Genomic DNA, 26,826 nt, shown 5'->3' on the forward strand with positions numbered 1-26,826 from the left:
CGCACCACCAAGACGAATCCGCAGAAATCCCCCCCCTCACTAATTAGCGAATTAAGCGCGCTGTACGCCACTGTAATCAGCGCAAAAATAATTGCTGCTGTGGCATGAATAATTGATTTTAACGCCTCTGTGACGCTGAGATTTTGCGGACGGATAATTAACAATAAACATGTCGCCGCGCAATCGTAGCCCCGCCACGCCTGCCCACTAAATAGGTCGGTTTTCATGCAGGTGCAAGAGATCGTCAGAACCGCGCTAGTGCAGGCGCTTTACGCAGGTCACGATCCTTGTTTAATCTTGCAGAATGGGGCAGAGAATTGCGGAATTTATGATGAAGGTTATGGTGATAAAAATTATTTACAGTATTATTTCATGTTTTATAATTTACTTTATCTCATAAAATACTAGGTAGTATCTTAATTCATTATTTACTACAAAACTATGTAGTTAGGCTTCTTAAAATAAAAAGACTAGTTACACATATTTAAAGGATTGATTATGCGTTTAAGTAAAGTTCGGGTACAAAATTATCGTAGCATTATTGATACTGGTGAATTTGATGTGGATGAGTTTAAAACAATTTTGGTTGGCCCAAATGAGGCCGGGAAAACGGCTATTCTCCAAGCCATTCAACAAATAAATCCCCCTAAAGAGATGAAGGGGTTTAAACCGCTTCGTGACTATCCTAGAGCTGAATACACCAAAATCAGTAGGGGAGAGCTAAAACCTGAATATATCAAGGTAGTGACTGCAACTTTTAAATTAGAAGAGTCTGATTTAAAGCACGCACCTGAAAAATTAAGAAATCAAGAAATTAGTTATGTTATTACTCGATATATGGATAATCATGCAACTCATAATTTACTTGGGGTGCAATCACTACTTTATGGCGAAGTTAAAGATAACCTAAGAAGAATAGCTCATTATTTAGATAGTCTTCTTGAGGATGAAAATAATAAAACCTACACTGATAGCCTTACTCAGATAACGAGTGGTTTTACTGAAAATCAAAAACTGTCTATTGAAAATATTAGAACACTATTAGAGTGGCTTGAGAATAATTTCACATTAATTGATGAAGAAAATGAAAAAGAAATTAAACGCCATAAAGAGATCGAAGATAAATTAAGTACTGAAATAGAAAAAGATAATTTTCTTTCGTATCTTTGGGATAATAAACCTACTTTTGTATTATATAGCAACTACTTCCGAGTTAAGCCTATTATTCATTTGGAGAACTTAGCTAAACGCCTGACCTCAAACATTATGGATGATGACTCTTATGATTATGGTAATAGTTGCCTACTTAGTTTGCTTGGGTTTACAGCTGAGGAGCTTTCTGAACTCGGAAAAGTATCAGAATCTACCAACAACTCAACTGAATTAAATATGGATGCTTATCGCGAAAATTTAGATAGGCGTAGTTATGAACTAAATGCTGCTAGTGTCGAGTTAACTCGTCAAATAATTAAAGTATGGAATCCTGAAGATAATAAAGCTGAAGCTAGCAGGCTTAAATTAGTTGCAGATGGACAATATCTCAAAGTAGTGGTAGAGGATAATATTGGTGTTGAAGTTGAGCTAGACCAGCGTTCCGAAGGATTTCAATGGTTAGTTTCCTTTTTTATAGTATTTTTTGCAGAAGCAAAAGGAAAGCATAAAAATACTATTTTACTTTTAGATGAACCCGGGGTAAGCCTTCACGCTTTAAAGCAAAGAGAATTTAGAAAGACAGTTTCACTACTTTCTGAAAATAATCAGACATTATACTCAACTCATTCTCCATTTTTAGTAGGGCCGGATGAACTCGATAAAGTAAGAGTTGTTGAATTGACCGATAGAGCTATTGGCACTAAAGTTCATACAACAATATCTTCTAGTGATCCTGCTGCATTATTACCATTGCAAGAAGCTCTTGGTTATGACCTAGCTCAAAGTCTATTTGCTCATCAACGTAATTTAATCCTAGAAGGATTGACAGATTATTGGTATATCGAAGCAATTTCTAACTTATTGAAAGATGGAGGAGAGAAGTTTTTAGATGACAAGATAGCTCTTGTGCCAGCTAACACAGCTAGTAAAATAGTTTATTTCGCTACAATTTTAACCTCACATAATCTTAAAGTGGCAGCTTTGCTTGACTCCGATAATGCAGGAGATCAAGCTGCAAAACAGGAAGTTTTAGTTCATCGTCTTGGTAATAAAAGAATTCTTCGTACTTCTGATTTTACTAGGCCTAAGATTGATAAAGCTGAAATTGAAGACCTACTTAGAGATACATTAGTTCAAATTGCAAAAGATGAGCTTAACTGGGATATAACAACATCTTTTTCTGGCGCCATTGATAAGCCGATTATTAATATATTCCAAAAGGAAATAGGCAAAGACTTCTCTAAGTATAAGTTAGCAAAGGCATTTTTAAAATGGTCACGAGACCATTCAATCACTAATTTAACTAAAAATGAGATTCAAGGTTGTACTAACCTAATTAACGCTATTAATTCAGCCCTAAAATAATTAATTAAAGATTTCTGACTCATTATTCATGAATAATAGTGGGTCAGAATTATTTTACTAATTTATTAATTCGAGCTAATACATTCACACACCTCTGCCTATATTTCCTACTAATCGCCTCTCTCTGCGCTTCTAACTCCTGCTTTTGCAGCCCTTTCCCATACTCATTTAAACTCAATCTCAACCTATCCCCGTCAACTTTTATAAAATGTAGGCCATCACTTACGCCTAAACCATTAATGAACATTGTTTTAATCTGTGGAATATCGAAATTAATGCCGACCTCATTAGCAAAAGTAACTATTTTCGACTGAATTTCTTTATCACCCTCATTTAATTCAATTCGTGATACTTGCCGCTGTTGTCTACCCTGTGATATTTTGGCTCCTGCTGCGTTCTGAGCGTCTGTTTCAATAAAGGCAAAACCGTATTCCTCTATGCTGCATACTTCACCAGAGCAGCGCTCTGGCTCGTAAAACTGCACATCTGAAAGATTGGATGTGATCCGCGATCTACAGTTATTGACAGGACTCCGAGGCGCGCCGATGGCGCTTTTTAAAAGACCATCGCCGGCAGCATCGGTGTTTTTCTTCACAATCTTGTATTGTCTGTCGCGAGTTTTGAGTGTTGGCTTGTTTGCAACAAGCTGATTGTAAATACCCACGACTTTCTGAACGTCTTCACCGTAAACATTCACATCACTAATTTCACGTGCAACTCGTATCGTCTCTTCTTTGCGGCGAATACATGGACCACCTTGCGACATCACATATTCAAAGAAATCACCACCATCGGCAGCGGCGCGAACACGCTCCGCAACATCACCGAGCTGATCCGCAATCGAAACGCCTCGCGGAAGCCGACGACACTCGCGATAAGCACCTTTTGAGGGAAGTTTATAGAATTGAAATTGCGGTATGCGCCATGTTGAAGCCCAAGCAGTAACCGCTGCTGCCATGCTTTTTAAATCTTTGCCGGTTTCGTGGTCTATCTCGCCATCAAGCGCATAACCATCAATATTTTTAGCGATATACTTTGCAATGTAACCCACAGCACCGCCGCGATTCATGTGCTTACATTCGAAACGGTACTTATGTGCGCCGGCCTCGTCACCATCTTCTTTTAAAGCGCGTTTACGCATAATCTCAATGGCTTTTGCACGGCTGGCTTTATCAACAAATAACAGCATATGCCAGTGAGGCGTGCCGTCATGATGCGGCTCAACAACCCGAACACCATAAACATTAATGTTATTGTCATTAAATGCAGAACGAATACGCGACCAGACTTTGACTAAGTACTGTTGTCCGTCTTTTGGTGTGTAGGCCTCATTTTTCCATTTACCATTAAGCGCAGCGATCACGTCTTTCTTACGCTTACGCAGTTTTGTTGGATGATATTTAGAAGGGCAGGTCCTGGTAATAAACATACCGATATCGCCACGTTCTTTCGCTACACGTTCAATGCCGGCCATTTGCGCCATTAATTCCATGCGACGAATTTCAGGGTTTGAAACACTTGCCATCACTTTATCGAACAGATCAAACCGCTCACCCGTTTCAACGTCTTCAATATCCATGCCTTGTAAATACTGCATATTAGATAAACGTTGCGCTTGCACAGCTCGAATGGCTTGTTTACTGGCGTAGGGGTTGCGATTCTGGCAAACATCCATATTTGCGATCATCAAGGCTTCAAGCCATTGGGTACGATGGGCTTTTAATTTGCGATACCAATAATCTGTATTGGTTAGGCGCTGAACGGCGGCAATAACTTTGCGAGCATCTAATGACGTGACAGCGGGACAATCAAAAATCTATTTTTATGAGTGGGCTTTTTAATCAGCGAAGAAGATAAACACGATGGCTAAACCAGATTGGGGGACTTTAGCCGGTGCATCTTGCCAGTTATTTGTGGGGGGAAGGAGGGGAAGTTTGGCGTTGAGGCAATCACTCGCTATTAAGGTGATGCGCTTAAAATGGCCACACAACATTTAGGGATGGTGAAAACCCGAACTGAATTAACCAGCAAAGGCGGCGAACCTATCAAAACCGAAGTTGCAAACATGATTTCACAAGAAGTTGCCGACGCTTATAAAAAACTAATGGGTTAATTACTGGAAATAGCCGTTTTAGCGAAAAAATAGGTTATGCAAAAACACCTATTTTACGTACGTTTTATTCACTGAGAATTTATGCATTTTTAAGGAGCAATTTAGATAAATGGTGCTTATCTGCAGAAACTAAATTGAACCTGTTTTCCGTAGGGGTAAGCACCATAATTTTAAATAAAAATGTGTTAGTCACATTTAAGTGGGGGGCAGGATGCTCCTTAGGGGGTGTCGTTTAAAAGAAACAATAAAAGCATTGCCACGGCGTTATTAATCATATGCAAAATAATTGGTGCCATAAGCGAATTAGTCTGAATTCTGACATGGCAAAAAATAACGGACATCACAAAAATCATAATAAATGTGGCAGGTGAATTATATTGATGGTGTATCATTGCAAATAGTACAGAGGTGATAATAATCATCACATGCTTGCCATTTGGGCCGTAGCCCATTCCGGCATTCAGTAAAAAGCCTCTGAAAATAATTTCTTCAATAATTGGCGCTGCGAAAACGACTGACACGACCAGAATAAACTGATGCAATGGTGATAGGGCGAGCATCTCAAGTATCGATGTTTCATCTTCTCCGTAAAACATAGTTGCAACAGATAATATGACCATTGCTATTATTGGAAGCCTGAGATCTGAAAATCGTACTGTGCCGAAAGGCATTAGCCCGGTTCGTTTCTGGTAATATGCTCGAGAGAACAGGGAATAAGGTAAGATAAATAGAATCGTAAATAGTGGCCAAGCGGCTAAGGCATCGTTATAGGTGGTTATCCCAGGAAATGCCAGTAAGGCATACTGAATTAAGTACCAACCTACAAAAAAACTGACGCAGACCAAGCTGTGTAGAACTCTGTCCATAGATATCATTATTATCCACATTGTTTTGTTGTTTATAAACGTTGATTTTAATGTATTACCAATAAAAAACCAAAAAATATTGGTTTTGTTTCATTTGCCATTGTCGAAGCGCTTAAGTGGATTATATTAAATAGCCCCTAAATGTAAGGAATTGACTAAGCCAACTCCTTCCCATTTGATTTAAAAATACTGAGCTATTTCCTGCATTAAGAGCATGTGACAAAGACAATCCAGCCCAATTTATCATTGATTAGGGGATGATTAACGACCCACGTAATCCTGAGCGTGGCTTACCCTCGTATATTCCATTTACTGCTCTTTCCTTGGCAGGAAGAATGGACTAAACGGTTTATCAGTAACGCACTAACAAAATATCGTCGTCTGTAATGAGGCGGCGCTAATCTCCCAGAGCGAGAATGATACGTATGATAATGTAAAACAATGCTATTAGCTTAATGAAACTTAATTTTAACTCTTATCTGGAGTAATAGCTATCATATATCTAGATATGGTGTATAGCTCGTAGGCTTACAATGATGCTGATGTGGGGCACGCACTGCAAAAGTAAATATACCTGCTCGTAATAAAAGTAAAATCGCAATACCAAGGCCAGCCACGAGCAAAAATCACACTCAGGATGAGTAAATTAAAATGCATTTGACCTTGGTTTTGCTTGCCACGAAAAAACCATGGAAAATTAGCTAAGGTAAAGTGAGTGCTGAATATCACAGGGAAATTTGTTGCAGGAATTACTTATCTGCCAGTTGATGACTTAAAAAGTATCAACAGCGTATTGATAGTGCTGCAAACTCTTAATGAGCCAATAGAAGTAGAAGTATTGAACTTCAATGATCTTAGTTTATCCCAATCAAGTTCAAGTCATGTGAACTATTACCAGCAAACAGATGATATGTTTGTTCTTGTTTCATCTTTAATTAAAAGCTGGATAAGAAACCACCCGGTTGCTAATGCGAATAAATGAACCGCTATGATGGCGAGTTGTGTTTATCTACTGCTTAACGGTTATGAGTTAACTACCCCAAAGAATGAGGTCATAGAGATGGCTAATGGAATGGCGACCAAAGAATATTCGTTTATTGAGTTAGATGGTTGGTTAAGTTTCTGATTTAGGCCTTTTGACTTAAGACAATTGTGTGAGTAAACGGAGATAGCAGCCATCTCAATCATCAAGATAAAGATAGACTAGTTCACTGTGGCGATTTTCCTAGGCATAAAAAAGTCGAAGGTGTTATCACCTCAGCTATAGATAATACCATCATCGACCAACCTGCTCATTTCGCTAACAAAATTATTGGTTATTCAGATAGCACATGATTTTAAGGTCGCAGAATTATGTAAGACAGAAGTGTTTATTTGAATAGCAAATAAGTGATACTGATTAAAAAGGGAAGGTATCCAGTATTGAAAAGATATAAAGAATAATGTTAACAAGAGGTATATCACTAAAATATATACGATTATATCAAAAATCTTTCCCGTATGTTGATTGCGTTCAAATATAAAAATATAAATCTTACTTAAGTTTTAATAGGGTTTATATTAACTAGCCATACGGGAACAGCAAAGACAGGTGAATAGGTTCAATAACAAGTGCATTATAATGATAATCTTGAATGCTAACAATAACGAACTCTTTTTGTCAGAGTTCGATTTTAAATTGAAATTAGTGAATGTACATAGTGAAGGTTTTTGAATGGTGACATAACTAAAAAAAATAGTTAATTATTCTGATTATGTTGTTAACTGTAAATATCGTTATGTTTCATTTACTTTGTTTATGTTAGCCTACGCGGCAAAAATTAAGAGTGGATTTTATAAAAATTTAGTTATGAATCAGAAAATAAAAAATGTAATTAAAAGCAAGTTAATTCTCAAGTTTATTTCAAATTTTCTTCTTTTTTCTTTATTACATAAGGTCATGGGGTATCCATTTAAGCCGCTTTATGTATTATTTATAAGTATTGGTTTGCTTTATGTAAAGAATAGGTCATACCGTTTTTTTGTTTTATTTTTCACCATATTAGCTGCTCTTTATTTACCAGTGGGTTTAATTTATGGCCCTCCAACATATAATACAGTTGCATCTTTTTACTATACGGATATACAAGAATCACGAGAGTTTATGTCAAATATTGATAGTAAATATTACATTTACTCGACGTTTATTCTAATTTTTGGGGCTTTAGTTAGCTCTATAAAAGTAAATGCTGTAAACTATCACAATAAAATAATATTTAGCATGGTGATATTGGTCTTTATCTTTACTCCGTTAAAAAATGCCTTAAGTGGTAAATATGAAAGAGCAGCTAATTCAGGTACACCAGAGACACGGTTCTTCACAGAGTTAGCTTATTCAATTTATTCATTAATTGATGAAATTGAATTATATACAAGTGAAGATACTTTTGAAATTACAAAGGTAACTAACCAATATGATATTTATGTTATCATCATTGGTGAAAGTGTTCGAAAAGATTTTATGCATGCATATGGTTTTAAGATAAATAATACACCATTCATGAGCTCAAGCAATGGTATTCTCTTTACTAACTACATATCTGCAGCTAGTTCTACGCAACCATCTTTGACACATAGTTTATCTTTATATCCAAATATAGGTAACAATATCATAACACTAGCTAATAAGGCAGGTTTTAATACTTATTGGTTATCTAATCAAGGTTTTGTTGGTGAGTACGATGGTTCAGTTGCTGCTATTGGTCGAAGAGCTAATAATAGCTTTTTTATTAAAAGAGGAGGCTCTGATGATAAGATAATATCTCCAGATACTGCGTTATTACCAGAATTTAAATTAGCTTTAGAATCATCAGACCATAAAAAGCTTATTGTTGTGCATCTTATGGGAAGTCATACACCATTTTGTACTAGAACAGAGGGGCTGTATGATTATTTTTATCATAATAAAAAACTTTCTTGTTATGTTCAAAGCATAAAAAATACAGATAAGCTTTTATCAGAAATTTATCATGATTTAAGTAAAACAAAATCTAAGTGGTCAATGATGTATTTTTCTGATCATGCACTATCTTTGACCTATGATAGAAATGAGTTGGTACATAATGATAAATATCAGCAAAACTATGAAGTACCTTTTTTTATTACTTCATACGACTCTAATAAAAAAGAAATTATAAATAATCGTCGTAGTGGCTTAAGCTTTATGTCTTTATTTTCTCAGTGGACAGGAATCAATGAGAGTAATATTGAAAAAAATTGTGACATGTTATCTAAAAATGACTGCCCTAATCAAAATACTATAATCGATTTTAATAAAAACAATCGTATATTTGATGATTTGCCCGATGATTATTCAAAGTAGCACAGAAACTTTTAGTATCGAGATAGTTGTCATTCTTCTGAAAATCAATCTGAGAGCACAGAGTGACATATGAGATGTATCTTTTTTAATAGAAAGTAAAGGTACTTACGAAATTACTGCTGCTTTACAATTTACTTGCTGTGGCAGCAGTATAAATGAATTTTATTAATTAGCCAGTTTATTCAGCACATTAGGGCCGAAAGTTCGATAAAGAATACGTACTGACATAAATTAAAAAAGCATTAGTAATATATAGGGAATTTCTAGTTAAGCATGGTGTGGAAGGTAATAACTTAACTAAATAAAAGTGATACAAAAATGAAATATAAACCTAAGTCTAAAGAGTTTGTTTTATTGTATGTTGAAAAAACAATGTTACTTTTGTGTGGTTGAATCATTGACTAAGATATCTAATATTAGGTAATACCTCTGAAAACTAGTGAAACACAGTAGGTTTCGGCAATTTGCTATAATATTATAATCATGGGCTGTAATATATGGAGCTAGGTGGCACTATCCTTGTGTGGAAATAAACTCAGCTAACTACATTCAACAAAAACTTCTGTTGAAAAAGTGGGGAAATACCGAAGAAAATATTGCAGAGTAAGCATTTAAGAAAATTACTATATAAATAAAATACTAGCATAATAGATATATAGATTAACATTATGAGTGATCCCTCAACTAACCAAAAACATCAAAATAAAGCCTCACCGAAGTGAGGCTTATGTATATGCGCTTTGCTAAAGAAACACTAAAGATCCTATACACGGTAAATGAATAAAGAATATTGCAGAAAGTACCAATATCAGGGTTAGCAATAAAAGGATTGAATGTCTAAAAAAGCTTACGGATTTTGGATTTTTCAGGAAAAATATTAATAAAAATGGGATGATAATTCCTAATATAGATACATAAGTTAGATACTTATCCAAATATTTAAACATAACTAACCCTATTTAAATTGGCTCTTTATATTGTCATTTCACGTACACAAATGGCCATTTATATCTGCCAGCTAGTAAGGCCTTCAGTGCCAATGACATTGTAGTGACAGCGGCTGCAAGGTAGCTTCCTTTAGAGCAGTGCGGCATAACGAGTTTTAAATTCCCAGTTATAGGCCACACCAGCCTTGCTCTTGCCATTATCCCAATTCACCGACCAAGTCATTAGGCCTTTAATCGACAAGTTTTTGGCATCAAGACGCGCAAAAGCATTATAGACAGCTTGTTTATCAATCACATAACCAGAGCCAGCAGCATCATTGTTGGCAGGCAAACCGATAACAAATTTAGAGGGTGGAATTTTTGTATAACCGCGGGTACCAGTAACTAGACTTTCAGTCAGGTAATACAAAAAGTCTTCTTTCATTGCGTCACTATTTTGGGTGAGCCAAGCACCTTTACCGCTCGTGGTTTCATCAACCCAAATACCATCGCCACCCTGATTATAATATTGCGGAGCAATAAAATCATAATATCCTTCGAGGGCATTGATATAATCTAGATAAGCACCGTTGATACGTAAATATGGGAATTCTGGCGCCATACTGATAATAAAGTTTTTCCCTTCGGCGGCGTAATGTTCTTTTACTTTTTTCAATGCGGCAGGTAAAACTGTTTTATTATTAGCTGAACTAATGGCTGTTTGCTCTAAATCGATATCTAAGCCATCAAAGCCGTAGGTTTCCACCAAACGGATAATTTCATTAGTTAGCTTGTCTTCGTCGCCAGTTTTCAATTGGATATGCGCATCGGCACCACCTAGGGAAATGAGTACTGCGCGGCCTTGGCTGTTTAATACTCCGACTTGACGGCGGAACTCGGCATCCGACAGATTGTATGGCTTGAAGGTTGGAATACCTTCGCCTTTCATAAAGGCCACGGCCACCACGTTATATTCTTCAGGAATGTCTGTCAGATTCATATTGGCACATTGCCCCTGCTGATAGCCATCACTGGCACCCGCGGCCCAATTGTGCCAAAAACCCATCATAATTTTTTTATTAGAGATATCCGGCATGGCGGCTGCGTCATCTACGACTTGTGTATTGATAATGTTATCTGAGCTCATAGTAACCTCGTTATTTTAGGTAAGATTAATTCCACACGCGCCAATATTGGTGGGCGTAAAGATATAATGCGTTTTTTTAACGAGGGTAAGGTGAAACCTTTTCCTGCCAATAATAAATTAAATTCAAGCTAACTGGAAAATGTAGGATGCTTTCAAAAAAGAATGTTTTGCTCTTAGATGTATAATTTTTCAGATTAGTGGAGGCGTATTTATAGCAATGACTATCTTCAAATGACTCACTAAAGAGTAAATAAATTATGACAGTAATTGTTACATATTATTTATAGCTATTACTCCAATTTATATTGACAATATTTATTGTCAGTATCATGCCGCGGTTTTCACTTATGAAGCGAGTGACGATTAGCTTTGTGAAATGGATAGATGAACCATAATCTGATAATGTTGAAAAATTAGCAGGGGTTCGCAAGAGGCTAGAAACGACGTATCAAGTGAGCCGTACAAGAAAATAAAATAGGTAATTCTGCTAATATTATTGGTTACAGCGGAATAGCTAGTGTTTATTTTATAAATGATAATGATTATTTATAAGTGGAATATTATCTGCTTTGGTCTTTATTGTCTATTTTATGGAGGATGCCAAAGATATTACAACAAAATTCTAAAATTAGAGATTGCAGTAGTGAGCCGTAATAGAAAAATAGAGTATTTCGCTTTTAGTTAAAATGCTAGAATCATTCTACCGATGAAAATGCGATAGAGAATTTAAATGATTAGATTATTTCTATTTTTAATATTTGTGTTCCCTTCAATCACATACGCTGCAAGTTTTGATTGTGCTAAGGCTCAGAGTAATGTGGAAAAATTAATATGCAATACTCCTGAACTATCTAAAGCAGATGATGAATTATATGTTGATTATCTGCAAGCAAAGTTAGTAACTGGAAACAGCGATGAATTTAAGAGGTTAGTTAAAAAGAATTGGGAATTGCGGGTTAAAAATTGCGATACAAAGTCGTGCTTGCTAGATTGGTATCATCGCTCAACGATTATTTATAGAAATATTGCTGCTAGCCAACCAGTAGATGAGCAAGATATATCTGAATTTAATTATTATTATAATTCGCCAGTGAAGTTAAGAGGCGTTATTAGATTAGAAAAACCAGATGGGTTCTTAACATTAAGAACAGATAATATAATTTCTGTCTCATCAAAAGAACCGGAAGATAGTGAGGGAGAGCCCACTGAATGGGGGATAGGTGCTTTGCATTTAGCACCAAGAAATTCAGATCAATTTAATCAGCTAAAAGAGATCCAAGGTAAAAAGGTAGATATCACTTGTGACCTATACCATGCAACTAATATTCATCACAAAACTCCGGTTCTTTGCAGTGTTGAACATTATGTTTTGGTTAAGTAATTGGCTGTATGGCATAAAACTGAAAACATAAAGTATCGTAGAAAAATGAAATAGGGCAACCTGCTATTCGTTTGTGATGAGTGACTGAAGGTACGATATTTTTATCTTTTTTTACCCTTTATTTTTTGCTCAAAAAATTTCCCTTTAAAAATAATAAGTTATATTATGTCGTAGAAATGAAGGTATTTTGCATAAAATCGTTGTAATTTATTGTTGCGCTAAGATTTTTTCCTGATAATTTATAGTGTACTGCCGCATAGGCAGCTTAGAAATCAACCGTACGGCTATCAATCTGCTTGGTTTTGTGTACTGCCGCATAGGCAGCTTAGAAAGTTGTGAGACGCGATTTTCGCTGTATCTATTTGTGTACTGCCGCATAGGCAGCTTAGAAAAAGCGCAAAAAAAAGGAATGCGACTTGATTTTGTGTACTGCCGCATAGGCAGCTTAGAAATTGGCGATATCGCACTCATGGATGATTTTCTGGTGTACTCCGGATGCAACTCCCGCTATTGCTGGCAACACCAGAGGAAATTGTAAAACCAAAACAAATAGTGAAAGTAAAACAAATTATGCGGGAACCATATATTTGACATAACCTAAAACAGCAAAGTTTATCGATTATATTCGTGAAGCATTACACCATCAACATGCAAAAAGGCATCTCTTAGTATTCCCAATGATTGAAACTCATTTAACTTATGATAATACGTCGACTCTACCTGTTCACGGGTAAGGCCTGTGAGGTAATCACTTTGTTGATTTGTTTCCCAATAAATCTCACCTTTTCCTTTTATGAAGTATCCTCTTAAAAATCCAGGCCATTTATCACGCATGTTAGATATCAACAGAGAGTGGCTATCAGGCTGTGTTGCTTGAAATTCATGAAAAAAATCACCTCTAAAGATAAAAATATTATTGCATTTAGTACATTGATAGATATCTCTTACATACTTGTATGCTACAGAAGCAAAATTATCTCTAGACTCCCCTTCTAGTTCATCAAGAAAATCATAGAAGTCTTGATCAGAGATGTAATAAGCCTTATAACTAAGATAATCTGTATTATCCCTAATTATATGACCGCAGCTACATTGAAACTTAGACATTTAATATTGACCTCATAATTCTGGATTTAGAATAAGATTATCGCCAATATTAATAATACATAATGTTAGATAAAAACATCATAAATATCTTAAAATTACCTAGAGTGATAAATATAACAGTATGCTAAATAAAAACACACTGAATTGACGTAAACACGGGCTTATAGGCTTACAAATCAAACTTGCTCATGGATATCTTATCAATTAATCTCTTTAGTAAATGGTCATTATTTTTTCCACACTGGGGATGGCTAATTTTTGAGGCGCTTAACCCATGATATTGGGTACGACTCATTGTATTTATTGCTTAGTCAAGTGAGATAATCTTTGATTAAAATACACTAGTATGAAAAGATTACCATTAATGTATTAGAGTAAGAGGAAATGCGTGTCAATGAAGGCAATATATTTATTACTGGGGTTGCTGTTTTCATCTTTTGCATTCTCAGCTGAAAACTCAGTGATGATCCTTGGCGATGATTATAGGCATACCTTAGTTAAGGAGCTAGAAGGGGCAACATTTGTAACTCATGGAAAGAATGACTCACTCATTCAGCAGGTTAAACAAGCATTTAATCAAGACAGTATTATTTTGGTTATTAACATGGCGGATGGACCAACTCAAAATCTTAGAGAATCCATCTTAATAGCAAGGCAATCAGGTCATAATTCTGTCCAAGTTTATTATCATGGTAAGCATTTACCAAAAGAGATGCTTAATGATGATGACTTTAAAAAGCTAATGACACTTGTTGTTAAGGAAGTTAACGAATTATTGGATCTGTATGAAATCCAAATAACAGGGGCTTATTATGATTGGGAAAGAGATTTTCCAGAAAAATTTCAGTTACAAAAAAATATTATGGCTAAATTTAGTCCAGAGCCTAACACGTTAATGACTGAAATACATAGTTATACCTATGTGTTTACAAAGGAAGAAGCAAGTAATAATACTATCATCACTGATGGAACGGTATTGGCATTTGCTTGTCAGGATGTCATTGGTAATGCGACTGTTCGAAGCCAAGATCCCATAAAGAGAGGTGGGAATTATTCTCACATAGTATTGGAGTTAGAAAAGCCAACATTGATCCCTTTACACGCACGATGCTTAGGTACATTAAATAACACGTTAGCTATGGCTTTTATTACTGTATTAGAGAATGAGAAATAATTAAATATCATGATAATTTTAATGTATTCACTATCTCATTTTTTTAAATACCTGTTTATAAACAGATGTTTGAATGATGAATGGAGCTATTAACGAATACGCACTAAACTCCTGAATATATAATAGTATTCAATTTGTCAGGCTGTATGTTATGAAATATTTAGAGCGTTATCTGTATCATATCATCTATTGAATTTTGTGATAAATATAACGGTATCATTATCAATTTAACTATTTAAATTTATCAATATATTAATGCTAAATAGAGTATATTGATTGAAATAAACGCCACTTATACAATTTAACGGAAAAATTCTTTTAGCGAAGAAGCTTTAAACCCTATTTAAATCCTTTACAGAACAGTATGTTTATTCTGTTTTATATAGAGTGCATATCAATCTCAGGTGCCTCAGCTAGAAACTATCCGAAGGTATTAGCAATGGGGCATCATTTCATTTGGTTTGCGGCAATTGAAAAAGTTATTGATGCTTTAGATAAATGATCGCTGATAAAAATTAGCAAACATGATATTTTCAGAATTACATTAAAATTAGATAGTTACAAAAAATATAACTATTGAAAATGAATTGACAATTTTCCGAGTGATTTAAGCGCGGTAATTGCGACCTCTTTATTAGGATCAAAGCAAAGCTCTATTAATCGGTTTAAGGTTTCTTCATTTTGGATTGCGTATTTGTAATCACCAAGGATGGATATCGCAGTGAGTTTAACTTCATTATTAGTTCCTTGTGTGAGCTGGATTAGTGTATTTAATATGATTTTTTGTCGTGAATGATTCATTTATTCATACCTAGCTAGGATATGTTAAGAAAAATCTGATTATAATCAGCCAAAATAGACATCATATTGTTATTTCTCCTTATTGCATTGTTCCTAGATGACAACTTCAATAAAAAGTATATGAGAAATTTGCATTTTATAAACAATAGCAACTAAATTTACTACGGATAGGCATCGGTATAATCACCATCTAATGTTAAAATCAGGGTGAAGTAGATTTTTTATACATCCTATTAGTAAGATATATGATAGGAAAACTTAATAGCTAGTTAAATTAACTGAGCTAAGAGGTATTTTCACTATTTGAGTATAGAGTGATAATAAGAGCCCAAAATAAGGGCTCTCATCTATAAACGTCATTCATGTGTTATTCTCAACAAATTGAATGTTAATTACTTAAATTCACATCGATAACTTGATAAAAAGCATTTTGGGTATTATCAACATCCCATGTTGCAAGAATAACATGGTAACCTTCATGATCAGCGGGCACATCACATATAAAGTTGATATCCACTTCGATCAATGGCATTGCTCCATGATCATCTCTTTGACAAAATGGCGTTAACTCAAAAGCTGAACGAGTTAATGGTGCTGATTGGTCCCAGCCATTTTTTGTAATAAAAAACCGCCAATTATCGGTTGCATGAGCCATAGTTAGATACCAAGTGAAGGTATTGAGACCCGTTTTCATATCAATTTTATGCCAACGGGTAGGTGTTTGCACATCAAGAGGACTGAAACGTTCTATACCACCTCCGCTAGCTATTAATCCATCAGGAGGCCCAGATTCTGGAAAGCCTTTTTGAGTTTCAATGCTCTGAGGTTCATATTCTGGCCCTAATCCACAATCATTGTTTAATGGTATTTTTGGCTCCTTAAGATAGTCGTTAAAGCTACATAGATAAGCGCGACTTTCTGGCATCCTTATATAGCCATGGGCGCTCGCGTAGAATGAAAATAACGTTAATACAGTACCTAATATACTTGGATATATTAATGGTATGATTAGATTTTTCATAATCACCTCGGACATAAAGATAAAGAATATTTACTGATCGATTATTGAATGATGTGTCAGAGAACTCATTCATCGTTTCAGTAATAATATTTTTATCATACTGACTTGCAGCAAAATTGAATAATTTAGTTCTTTATTTATTAAATTTTGCGTCATCTTTGCTGATTAATCATCTAATTAGTTAAATCTAAGTATTATTTAATGAGATTTAAGGGTATGAGAAGTTGAAATAGGGTAGAGTGGTATTATCCTAACCCTCCAAAGGAAAAGAGGGTTAGAACCAATAGCATTATTCAATCAGCATTAGGGGCCTTCGCCGCCTGAATCAATCCCTCCCATTCCTGGTGTATAAGTTATGCAATCTGGTTTGCCTGTAACAGGATTTGGTTCAGGTGAGCACCAAGTAACAGTGTTAGTCGCGTAAGCCGATGAACAAAGAATTGAAATAATAAATAATAGTTTTTTCATGATTACTTCCTTCTATTTGATAATCATGATTACTTTATTTTAATTATGTAGGCGAAGTTCATATTCCATTACTTAATGTGATGGGTGTCTCTTAAATAATTTTTTATTTAAGTGATTGATTTAATGCTCTTAAAAATAAGAGATGATATTTTACTATATGGGTAATTTATAGGTTAAGGTTGTTATGGCGTAATCATTAAAATATTTTATTGATTATGGTGTAACTGATATTGTGTATAACGTGATGTGTTAGTATGGAGAGATAAAGGTATTTAAATGATTCAAATAATTAACAATAAATTAGGCGAACCTACTAAAAGGTTCGCCATTCAATCATTATTTAATACTGTCATCTAATAATTCATTGAAATAAATGATTTTTTGGTCAAAATCAATAGCTATATTTTGATCTTTACACTCATTATTAGATATCATTTTACAGGAAGATTGTATGTTTTTTTCATGGATGCCTAACCATTCAGCTAATAAATGAAATAAATTCAGTCCACTCCTTTGCGCTGATATTATCTCTCTCGTATTTGAATCTGAAGAAGTAATAAAAAGAGGCGTTTCAAAATTTTGACGATGTTTATCATCATGGATTAGATCTTGTTGATTATCAATAAAAGAAAGCCCATGATCTGAAAAATATAACATAGACCATGAGTTTTTAGACTTTGATAATATGTCATGTAATAGAGATAACTGTAAATCAGTATTTTTTATACTTTGAACATAGCAAGATAAATCTTTGCTTTTATAAAATTCATCATACTTATTTGAGATCCTTTTACAAAATGGAGAGTGGCTACCAATTAAATGAACAACAATCAGTTTTTTCTTTGCAGGATTGTCGATGGACTCAATAAACTTGGGAATAATAGGGCCATCTTCTGTTAGTGGGTATACAAAGCTGTTTCTATATTTACTTTTAGTGTGAGCAGTCGCACATTTGCAAAATTAACCATGATGTTGCTAATAAGGGAAGTAGATACACCAGTATAGATTTATTATGTACTGAGTTATGATTATGTTGTCATTTTTGACGTAACTTAGGGGTAATAATATGTTAAAAGTAATTGCAGAAGATTTTATCCAGCTTGAGGCTATAAATATCGTACTCCCACTTTACCGTGAATTAGTTGAAGCGACTAAGCGTGAGCCTCTCTGTATTGCTTATGATTTATATGTTGACCAAAAAGATAGAGGGCATTTTATTTTTATCGAAGAGTGGCCTGATCAAGCAGCCTTAGATGCACATTGTAAGAGCGAACATTTTCAACGCCTTGTTCCCATGATTAATCAATATCAGCGAAAAGAGCCTTCTTTTATATTTATGGATGACGCTCTAGCTAAAATATAAACACTATAGAATTTCTTTTCGATAAAAATCATTAGGGTAACTCTATTTTAATGCCATTAGTGTATAGCTGATGGTTATTTTATTTTTAATGGTGATGCAGAAAGGACTAGGGGATAATTGGTCAATAGGTATGTTTAACTTTACTTATTTGGTTAACCGGGATTTTATTTTCTCTAAAAGGTAAAAAGCGACTTTCAGCTTAACTAATGATTTTATAGGGCCATCAAACTATCTGTTAGGTGTGTGTGAAATATTTATTTTAATAGTATTTAATGTATAAAAGGTTGGGTTAATTTTTTCGTCTAATCAGCAAGTGATTTTCCTTGTTTTTTACCCTTTAAATTTTTAAAGTTTTTATATCCTTTTAAAACAATAGGTTATGTTACCTGATAAAAAAGAAGGTATTTAAGGGGAAATTGTTATAATTTACTGTTGCATAAAGTTTTTTTACTGATAATTTATAGTTCACTGCCGTATAGGCAGCTTAGAAAATGGTTGGCAGGGACTATTTCCTGAGAAAGCTGTTCACTGCCGTATAGGCAGCTTAGAAATGAAAATGGTGGCAATGTGGCTACAACGGTTCACTGCCGTATAGGCAGCTTAGAAACGTTATCGCCACGGGTTTTAATGTATTGTCCGGTTCACTGCCGTATAGGCAGCTTAGAAAATGATCCACGCAGCAGCATCTTCTTGCGTCATAGTTCACTGCCGTATAGGCAGCTTAAAAATACGTTTTAATATAACTTAAAATTTCTACCTTATCCTTTCTAGCACACCCTCAATAAGATTTAGTGATTTTCACTTATCATGCAGAATAAAAGACTGTTAGCCTTGATGCGAAGTCAGAATAAGGCTTATGATATTTTGTACAGGGAGATTATTATAGGAATATTACCTATGGTGAGGAGGGGTGTTGATGTGTATTTTGAAAATACCAGCTCGGTGGAGGTATTTATATGAATAAGCTTTTTCGAATGTGCAACCTATTGCTATTAACTGCAAGCTTCTCAATGGTCTCTTTATCTTCCTATGCAGATCCCAATGGCGGTCATGGTCATGGGCAAGGAAAAGAGCATCAAAAAAATAAGCCTAACAAAGGTCATAATGGTAACGGAAAAGAAAAAGCAGATCATTTATCCTTAAATAAGAGTAATTCAATATCAGTATCATTAACTTACAATGAAGCAAGAGCACTCGCTTTAGACAGTGGTATTACAGGCTATCACGCGTTACCACCCGGTATTGCCAAAAACTTAGCTAGGGGGAAACCATTGCCGCCAGGGATAGCTAAAAAGGTTGTTCCACCTTCTATGCTTGTACAATTACCTCATTATCCAGGCTATGAATGGAGTATTGTTGGTAATGACTTAGTACTTATTGCATTAAGTACAGCGGTAGTCACTTCGATTATTAATAATGTATTTGACTGATCTTAGTAATGTGTATTGAAGCCATTAAGTAATATATACCTGTTAAATTGAAAAAGACCGTTCATTTGATAAACGTTATCCCATTAGCCCTCAATTTTTTGAGGGCTATGCAATCAAAGGGATTATTATTTCGTTTTATTCTTTTCTAACCATTTTTGCATTTGCTCTATTTCTGGACCTTGGGCGTTAATAATCTCTTCTGCAAGCTTTCTCATTTCAGGGTCGGTGCCATATTTTAATTCAATTTTTGCCATATCAATTGCCCCTAGGTGATGAGCGATCATACCTTGCGCAAATGCAATATCTGCATTCTCTTCATTCATACCTTTGGCCATATCTGCATGCATTTTATCCATAGATTGGTTTAACTCTTTTTGCATTTCGTTGCTGGCAGGAGCTTGAGCATGCATAGAATGATTTGAATTAGCAAAAGAACTAAAGGAGGCGATGCTAATGGTTAAAATTGCAGCGATAGGAAGCATTTTTTTCATGATAAATACCTTATTAAAAGGGGATTAAGTTAGGTTGACGATAAAGCTTCCCCTAAGGTTAAGGTCAATGGGGTAATAACAGATTTAACTTATTTTACATATAAATTGATTTTTATACTTAACTCATTTAATTGAGAGAGACGCAGTGAGTCTAAAAATAGTGGTATGATAAAATGAAATAACGATTCTTTATAATAGTGATCTATATCAAAAATTTCGAATAAGCGCTTATCTGTTTTTTACCGGTTTATATAAATCGAATGGATAATTAGATGCGTGGTATTATTGGTTTTATGTATTGTTCGCCATGTAAATATACTCTTTAATTATTTTTAAATATGGGGTTTATGTGGTAATTGATTGATTTTAAGGTTGAAGTTTTTTTAGGTTTTATTGTTAAAGTATATCTTTTCATTTAAATTTCATAAAATAAATTATCAATGTTAATGATAATGATTTCTATTTGAGAGTCTATTCTAGGTTGTTATATACTCTGATTTAAACAGGTGTGGTGATGATTCAGGGGTTATTAATGGCTATGCAGAAATAGTCTCTTAATACGGGGGAGATTAAGAATAATTAGGTTGGGTTAATTCTATAAATATTAAAAATCCTTTTTATAGCTAATGGAGTGAAGCTGTTATATTTATTACGTTTTTAAAATTATTTATATTATTAAATAATGGTCTTCACAATAAATAGCAGGCAGGAAAATTTTTATAAAAATGAAAATTAACATAGATATTTTATTCTGTAAATTTGAATCCTTATTTGAGTGATAATCAACTCATTATTTTTACTGTTATTTACTGATGTTCAAAGTGTTGCTATGCCATCAAAAATAATATTGAAAGTTATTGCAAATAACAGTTACTGATAGGGGAGCGCATCTGCAATGTTGTATGTTTATTTGTTGAGTTTTTATGCAGTTATTGTGCTTAAAAAAAGGAAATGGAGTGGGGGAAAGAATCAATGTATGAGGCTTTATGATGCAGATCACATAATAAATTCTTATGTTTTTATTGTGGTTATTATATGAAAGGTAATTGAAATTTATATAGGCAATATAATAGTCTTAATTTTTCTATTTTTCCATTCTATAGGCCTAAATTTATCCTAAGTTAGGATAATTGTTTAACTGTCTGTTTTTTAATGATATTTGTTATTTTTTTATTCGATTTGGCCATGGTTATAGCGTAAAAAGAAGTAAAATACCTACAAATGGTAATGATAATAATAACTATTTGCAATTGGGTGGGGTTGATATATACTCCGAATCGATCATTTATTTTAATGAATCTGTTGTGAGTAGATAGTTATATTTAATATGCATTTATCATTTATATGGCAAGGAATATTATGAAAAACCTATCATTAACAGCATTAACAATTGTTTTATCGAGTGTCGCGTTTAGTACTAGTGGAGAGACGGTTTCAGGACAGAGCCAAGCGTATGATTCCAATGGAGTTGAGGTGAATGTTGGAAAAACACAGTTTGCACAAGGCACCCATAGTGGGGTTATTGGTGATCCTGGTGTCGGTTTGAAAACCATCGCTAACGGTACAAGAATTGGTTTTTCTGGTTTTAAATCATTAGCACCAGAGAATGAGCAAGGTGTCAATGTATTACCTGCATCAAGTGGTGGCCATGGAGGGGCGATGGGGGAGTTTCATTTTACACAAGTTGCTAATGCAGAAGTCTATTTTGGCGACTGGTCTAAAACGGGGAGTGTAGGTGACCAAACTCATACTGCTTTCTTCTCAGGTAAAGAAGCCACAGAGTCGGTACCAACCGCGGGGCAGGCGGAATATACCATTGCTGGTATCAATCAATTTGATGGTCCAGGTAAATTAAGCGGTGTATTTAATGCTGATTTTGGTTCGAAAAAATATACAGGCGCTCTAAATGGTCAATCTCTTAATATTACTATGAATGGTAACATTCAAGACAAAGGGCAATTTTCTGGTAGTGCAATAGCAAATGGTTCAATTCAGGGTAAAAGCTCAGGGCAGTTTTTTGGCAAAAATGCGGATGTTGTCGCGGGTATAACCACCTTTGATAGTGACCATACAAAAGACACTTCGTTTGGCGGTTCAAAAGTGCAATAACTTATATTGCGGGTGGAAAGGATTTCCACCTATTACGATTACTTTAATAGAACATTGGTTGATATTTATGGGGTTATTTCGAGCGGGTATCCTATGGTTGTTACTTTATAGTAGTGTCGCCATCGGAGAGATAAGTGATATTGATAATTATCGCTTTTTATTAAAAGATAAAGCGGAATTTAGTCGAAAATCTCCCGTTATTGAAAATAATAAACCGTTTATTAAAGATGACATCAAAATTAATTTCGATGGTAAAGAATATCAGGTTAGTAATACGCTTAATGAGATGGGAATGGCTATTTATATTGCCTTAAATCGTGGGCAATACGATGACGTAGAACGTCTATTATCATATTACCAACAATTAAGTGGATATGACGTTTTACTTGTTGAGTTTGCTAAAGCACAAATGGCACGTGCAAATCATGATTATGCTCAGGCTATTTTTCACTACCAAACTATTTTAGCGCTAAAACCTGATTTTTTGCGTGTCGAGCTTGAATTAGCTCGAACTTATTTTGAAGATCAACAAAATAATGAGGCATCTTCACAGTTTAAACGGGTATTGGAAAAGTATCAGCAGCAGTTACCACAAAGTGTATTAGCTACAATTTCACAATTTATTACGGAATTAAGTAAACGAAATAGTTGGTCAGGAAGTTTTTCGGTAGGTTACGGTTACAACTCTAATATTAATCAAGTACCGGGGGATAAAAGACAGCGTTGCTACAGAAATGCAGTGCAGCAGTTTTGTTATGGTGCTGGATTGGCGGATAAAGGCACCAAATTTATCTATGATGGTGATATTAAACGTACCTTTTCACTTTACCAGCATCACAGTTTACTGTTTAAAGCATATACCTATGGCAATAAGTATGATGGTGCTGCCGAGTATAATGAAAATACCAGCCACATACGGGTTTATTATCAATATCAGGATGCAAAAAAATCATTCGCTATTGGCCCAATTAGTGAATTTAAATGGGTAGGAGAGCGGCGACACTATTATGGTGTTGGAGTGGGAATGGAAGCGGAGTATCGTTTTTTACCCCAGTTTTCGCTGAGTACAGTGATTGATCACCAAAAAATAAACTATCGTTCACCTTATCAAAGCCAAGATGGTAATAAGAGTCAGGCTTATATCACAGGGATTTATGCTCTTAGCTCAGATGCGGTGATATTTGGTGGTGTAGATAGTGGGTATGTGAATAAGGTTTATGATAGTGACAGTTATAAACAATATGGCATAAGAGGAGGAATATTTAAAGACGTTAGTCAGTATTATCATCTATTGGGGATCGCCAGTTATAAGCAAACTCGATTTAATGCTCCGCAATATGCGTTGGGAAGTCAAAATCGAATGGATGATGAACAACTGTATTTGGCTAAGTTAAGTTTACCTAAATACAGTATTGCCACAATGACACCATCCATTTCTTATAGGTATAGAGTCAATAAAAGTAATATTGATGCACTGTATTCATATCAACAAAGTGAAATTGAAATTAGATTAGAAAAACGCTTTTAATATTTTAGGTGTTAACAATGAAAATAAAAAAAATCATCACAATGAATATTGTGACAGGGATTTCGCTTACCTTAATTTCCGGTTTAGTGTTAGCAAAAGAACAAGAAGACCTCGGTACTATTATTGTTAAAGATAACGCAGAAACAATTAAGGAACGCGATCAAAAAGGTTATGACGATCAGTATGATAAAAATGAATCCAATATTTACCTCGGAAAAGATCTTGTTGAACGTTATAAAGGAACTAACCCAGCAGATGTGCTCAATAGTGCGGTAGGGGTGTATAGTGGAGATGCACGTAATAGTGGTGCATTAGATCCCAATATTCGGGGGATACAAGGTCAAGGCCGAGTACCAGTCACTGTCGATGGCACAGAGCAAGCCCAAACAGTGTGGCGAGGATATAACGGAGCCAATAATCGTAATTATGTTGACCCAAATATGATCAGCAGTATAACGATTCAAAAAAGTGCATCCTTAAACCCTAATGTGAAAACATCGGTTGGTGGGGGCATTGCGATAAAGACACTTAATATTGATGATGTCGTTGCTCCAGATGAAACGTTTGGTTTTGATTTAAAATTGGAAACCAGCAGTAATTCAACAAAACCAAGAGTACCTAATTTAGATTATGGGCATGACTATCGAGATGACCCTGCGATTATGGATAATATAAAAAATGGCAACAAAGCAAGAATGCTGTTTAATGATCCAGGGCTGCTAGTTACGCCTAAATCTCGTGGAGACGCAAACTTTTTTAATTTTAAAGATAATGCAGTTAGGGTCGCGGTGGGAACTCGGCAATCACGTTTCGATATCATGGCGGCTTATAGTTATCGAGACCAAGGAAACTACTTTGCGGGTAAACGTGGAGCTAATCGCTATAAAGATGATGTGTTTAGTTATGACCCGAAGAACCCATCTAAACCGGTTGACCCCTATTTGCCTTTTGCTGCGAACGTGTTTGCACCAGGTAAAGAGGTAACTAATACCTCCAGTGAAATGGAGAGTTATTTAGTGAAAACGAATCTATTTTTATCTGACTCACAAAAGGTGTCATTAGGATATACCCATACGACGAACCACTATGGGGAAATCATGCCGTCAAGGATCAGTTTCATGGAGTTAGATGGAAAAGTGCCGCAATGGACACTCGCGAAATTTAATATTCAAGCTTTTCATGCCGACTATTATTTAAATCCTGAAGATAATCCATACGTAAATATGAAACTTGGTTACTGGATGACCAAAACAACGAGTGATACGAATACTTCAGGCGGTTTTCCTCGAGAGCCTAAAGAGCGTGATATGGGGTTTGAATATGGGTGGATGCCTCGCAACCCTAATATTGATGGTACGTTAGTACCGGGTGCATCCTTGAATTCAACGAACAAACGACAAGGCTTAAATTTATCTAACCAAATGGCATTAACAGATAGCCTTGATTTAACTTTAATGGGGAGTTTTAGCAAAGAAACGGTTGATACAGAGGATGATATTTTTGAATATTCAGGGAGTTCTACATCGACGATTTTCCGAGCTGTACCGAGAGAAGGGGAAAGGCAAGAGAATACATTCGCATTTAATTTTGAATGGCGGCCAACAGATTGGTTGAATGTGACGGCTGGTGCTCAACGAACGAGTTATTGGTCGAAAGATCATTTATTAGATAAACGACGCGATGCGAAAGATGTTAACTTTGCGAGACCTCATCAACTACTCTCCAAAAACTATGATATTTCACGCACAATTACACAAAATGAATATGACACATTGACTCGTTTTACCAATGCTGAAGGGCAAAAATTAGATGACGTCATGGATTCGCCTTATTATTTAGAAAGGTTTGTTGAGGAAGCGCTAAATTTACAAAAACATTCTCTCGATTATGCGGGATTCAGATCTGCAAATGGGCAAGGGGAGTTCCGCATAGATGAAAAAAATAAGGCTAAATGGCGACCCGATGGAAAAAATAAACTGACCCGAGAAACCAACCCTTTTTATAATGGTACGATTGATACAAAAGCACAGACTGTCGATCCATTTACAGGCAAAGTGGTTAATCAATATATTCCCAATCAATCTCGCTCTAGCGATGAACAGGAAGATATTCGCTATTTATCCGAAGAAGAACGATTCCGCCATCAGGGGAAAAAGAAAGCACATGCTTGGGCGCCTTCCTTTTCCGCTTCTGCCTATTTAACTGATAATGACCGAGTTTACGCGAGCTATACGGAAACGGTACGTATGCCTAGTATCTTTGAGGATACGGTAGGTTTTTCTGGCTCAAGGGGTTATGCGTCACTCACCGAGAAGTTTGAGCCTGAACGCGGTAAAACAGTGGAAGTGGGCTATGTGCGTAATTTACAAAGTCTACTGGGTGCGGAACGTTTCGCTGACGTGCGTATTAATTATTATCACACGGTCATTGAAAACGCGTTTGAACGGGATATCTATCTCAAGTTTACACAAGTAGATAAGCACAAAACATCAGGTATTGAGCTACAAGCTCGTTATGACAATGGTAATTATTTTGGGGATATTGGGCTTGATTACCGTTTGCAAAATGAGGTGTGTGATAGTGCCTCCATTGCTGCTTTAGATCCAACTAACAAGTTTAATATGTCTGAATGTGTTGATGCGGGCTTTCCTGGTGGGTTCTTACGCACACAATTACAACCTAAATACAGTATTAATGCCAATTTAGGGATGCGTTTTTTGGATGAGCGTTTAGAAATTGGTAGCCGCATGCGTTATCACAGCCGTGCTGAAAATAATGACGAAAAGAAAATGATGGATAAATATCCGGCCAACTACGCACCTTTAAATAATAGCCCAATGCGCTGGGAGCCTGTATTTGTTGCCGATGCTTACGTCAGTTATGGCATTTCAGACAACGTCAAAATGGAATTGTTAGCGACAAATATTCTTGATGAATATTATGTGGATCCACTCACTCGAACCATGATGCCTGCTCCGGGTAGAACGTTACGATTGAATTTTACAAGCCATTTTTAAAGCAAA

Annotated in this window: 18 protein-coding genes, 3 pseudogenes and 1 CRISPR repeat array; of the genes and pseudogenes, 11 read left to right on the plus strand and 10 right to left on the minus strand. The window is 35.3% G+C overall.

Annotated elements, in window-relative coordinates; all coding sequences use genetic code 11:
• Window positions 1-227: hypothetical protein (locus PSE69_RS07340; protein WP_076914587.1), on the minus strand; the 227-nt coding region annotated here is incomplete at its 3' end.
• Window positions 228-498: 271 nt separating this feature from the next.
• Here PSE69_RS07340 and PSE69_RS07345 point away from each other — a divergent pair.
• The gene (locus PSE69_RS07345) at window positions 499-2,517 is read left to right on the plus strand and encodes an AAA family ATPase (protein WP_036943800.1); all 2,019 of its coding nucleotides are present in this window, start codon (window positions 499-501) and stop codon (window positions 2,515-2,517) included.
• Between the two features lie 49 nt (window positions 2,518-2,566).
• Here PSE69_RS07345 and PSE69_RS07350 read toward each other — a convergent pair whose 3' ends face one another.
• A complete protein-coding gene (locus PSE69_RS07350; protein WP_412033769.1) occupies window positions 2,567-4,333 on the minus strand; it encodes a replication endonuclease in 1,767 nt (588 codons plus the stop codon).
• 162 nt (window positions 4,334-4,495) lie between these two features.
• Between PSE69_RS07350 and PSE69_RS07355 the strand changes: the two genes are divergently transcribed.
• Window positions 4,496-4,630 (plus strand): hypothetical protein, encoded by a 135-nt coding sequence (locus PSE69_RS07355; protein WP_004918846.1) that lies wholly within the window; start codon window positions 4,496-4,498, stop codon window positions 4,628-4,630.
• A gap of 218 nt (window positions 4,631-4,848) precedes the next feature.
• On the opposite strand, the gene PSE69_RS07360 is transcribed toward PSE69_RS07355, so the two are convergent.
• The gene (locus PSE69_RS07360) at window positions 4,849-5,496 is read right to left on the minus strand and encodes a CPBP family intramembrane glutamic endopeptidase (RefSeq protein ID WP_158002581.1); all 648 of its coding nucleotides are present in this window, start codon (window positions 5,494-5,496) and stop codon (window positions 4,849-4,851) included.
• A 715-nt stretch (window positions 5,497-6,211) separates the two neighbouring features.
• Between PSE69_RS07360 and PSE69_RS19825 the strand changes: the two are divergent.
• A pseudogene (locus PSE69_RS19825) lies at window positions 6,212-6,658 on the plus strand (type II toxin-antitoxin system death-on-curing family toxin).
• A gap of 687 nt (window positions 6,659-7,345) precedes the next feature.
• Window positions 7,346-8,857: a phosphoethanolamine transferase gene (locus PSE69_RS07375; RefSeq protein ID WP_042116829.1), complete on the plus strand. Its 1,512-nt coding sequence runs from the start codon at window positions 7,346-7,348 to the stop codon at window positions 8,855-8,857.
• Window positions 8,858-9,937: 1,080 nt separating this feature from the next.
• Here PSE69_RS07375 and PSE69_RS07380 read toward each other — a convergent pair.
• Window positions 9,938-10,930: pseudogene (locus PSE69_RS07380) on the minus strand (chitinase); the annotation flags it as partial.
• A gap of 730 nt (window positions 10,931-11,660) precedes the next feature.
• Here PSE69_RS07380 and PSE69_RS07385 point away from each other — a divergent pair.
• Window positions 11,661-12,311, plus strand: a complete 651-nt coding sequence (locus PSE69_RS07385; protein ID WP_014658149.1) for a DUF4431 domain-containing protein — start codon at window positions 11,661-11,663, stop codon at window positions 12,309-12,311.
• Between the two features lie 612 nt (window positions 12,312-12,923).
• Here PSE69_RS07385 and PSE69_RS07390 read toward each other — a convergent pair.
• The gene (locus PSE69_RS07390; RefSeq protein WP_004918885.1) at window positions 12,924-13,418 is read right to left on the minus strand and encodes a hypothetical protein; all 495 of its coding nucleotides are present in this window, start codon (window positions 13,416-13,418) and stop codon (window positions 12,924-12,926) included.
• Window positions 13,419-13,812: 394 nt separating this feature from the next.
• Here PSE69_RS07390 and PSE69_RS07395 point away from each other — a divergent pair, with 394 nt between their 5' ends.
• Window positions 13,813-14,592, plus strand: coding sequence for an elongation factor Tu (locus tag PSE69_RS07395; protein ID WP_121875310.1), 780 nt, complete (start codon window positions 13,813-13,815; stop codon window positions 14,590-14,592).
• Window positions 14,593-15,165: 573 nt separating this feature from the next.
• Here PSE69_RS07395 and PSE69_RS07400 read toward each other — a convergent pair.
• The 4 genes and pseudogenes from PSE69_RS07400 to PSE69_RS07415 form a co-directional block, all read right to left on the minus strand.
• Window positions 15,166-15,393, minus strand: a complete 228-nt coding sequence (locus tag PSE69_RS07400; RefSeq protein ID WP_004918896.1) for a HEAT repeat domain-containing protein — start codon at window positions 15,391-15,393, stop codon at window positions 15,166-15,168.
• 388 nt (window positions 15,394-15,781) lie between these two features.
• Window positions 15,782-16,414, minus strand: a complete 633-nt coding sequence (locus tag PSE69_RS07405; RefSeq protein WP_036943808.1) for a lytic polysaccharide monooxygenase — start codon at window positions 16,412-16,414, stop codon at window positions 15,782-15,784.
• 303 nt (window positions 16,415-16,717) lie between these two features.
• Entirely contained in the window at window positions 16,718-16,882 is a 165-nt protein-coding gene (locus PSE69_RS07410) for a hypothetical protein (RefSeq protein WP_004918906.1), read from the minus strand.
• Between the two features lie 336 nt (window positions 16,883-17,218).
• Window positions 17,219-17,797: pseudogene (locus PSE69_RS07415) on the minus strand (sulfatase-like hydrolase/transferase); the annotation flags it as partial.
• Window positions 17,798-17,948: 151 nt separating this feature from the next.
• On the opposite strand from PSE69_RS07415, the gene PSE69_RS07420 reads away from it, so the two are divergent.
• Entirely contained in the window at window positions 17,949-18,245 is a 297-nt protein-coding gene (locus PSE69_RS07420) for a putative quinol monooxygenase (protein ID WP_004918910.1), read from the plus strand.
• A gap of 463 nt (window positions 18,246-18,708) precedes the next feature.
• Window positions 18,709-18,973: a CRISPR direct-repeat array (repeat unit 28 nt; unit sequence GTTCACTGCCGTATAGGCAGCTTAGAAA).
• Between the two features lie 228 nt (window positions 18,974-19,201).
• Entirely contained in the window at window positions 19,202-19,675 is a 474-nt protein-coding gene (locus PSE69_RS07425; RefSeq protein ID WP_036943812.1) for an anti-virulence regulator CigR family protein, read from the plus strand.
• 125 nt (window positions 19,676-19,800) lie between these two features.
• Here PSE69_RS07425 and copM read toward each other — a convergent pair whose 3' ends face one another.
• A complete protein-coding gene (gene copM / locus PSE69_RS07430) occupies window positions 19,801-20,166 on the minus strand; it encodes a CopM family metallochaperone (RefSeq protein WP_004918913.1) in 366 nt (121 codons plus the stop codon).
• Window positions 20,167-21,525: 1,359 nt separating this feature from the next.
• Between copM and PSE69_RS07435 the strand changes: the two genes are divergently transcribed.
• The 3 genes from PSE69_RS07435 (at window position 21,526) to PSE69_RS07445 (ending at window position 26,820) form a co-directional block, all read left to right on the plus strand.
• Window positions 21,526-22,275, plus strand: a complete 750-nt coding sequence (locus PSE69_RS07435; protein WP_036943816.1) for a Slam-dependent surface lipoprotein — start codon at window positions 21,526-21,528, stop codon at window positions 22,273-22,275.
• A 67-nt stretch (window positions 22,276-22,342) separates the two neighbouring features.
• Window positions 22,343-23,803 carry a porin family protein gene (locus tag PSE69_RS07440; RefSeq protein ID WP_102780568.1) on the plus strand — a complete coding sequence of 487 codons (1,461 nt, stop codon included), beginning with the start codon at window positions 22,343-22,345 and terminating at the stop codon, window positions 23,801-23,803.
• Window positions 23,804-23,820: 17 nt separating this feature from the next.
• Complete coding sequence (locus tag PSE69_RS07445; protein ID WP_014658157.1) at window positions 23,821-26,820, plus strand: TonB-dependent receptor domain-containing protein; 3,000 nt, start codon at window positions 23,821-23,823, stop codon at window positions 26,818-26,820.
• Window positions 26,821-26,826: the final 6 nt, after the last annotated feature.

Origin of the sequence: Providencia sp. PROV122, from assembly GCF_028482365.1 — a bacterium.
GTDB lineage: Bacteria > Pseudomonadota > Gammaproteobacteria > Enterobacterales > Enterobacteriaceae > Providencia > Providencia stuartii.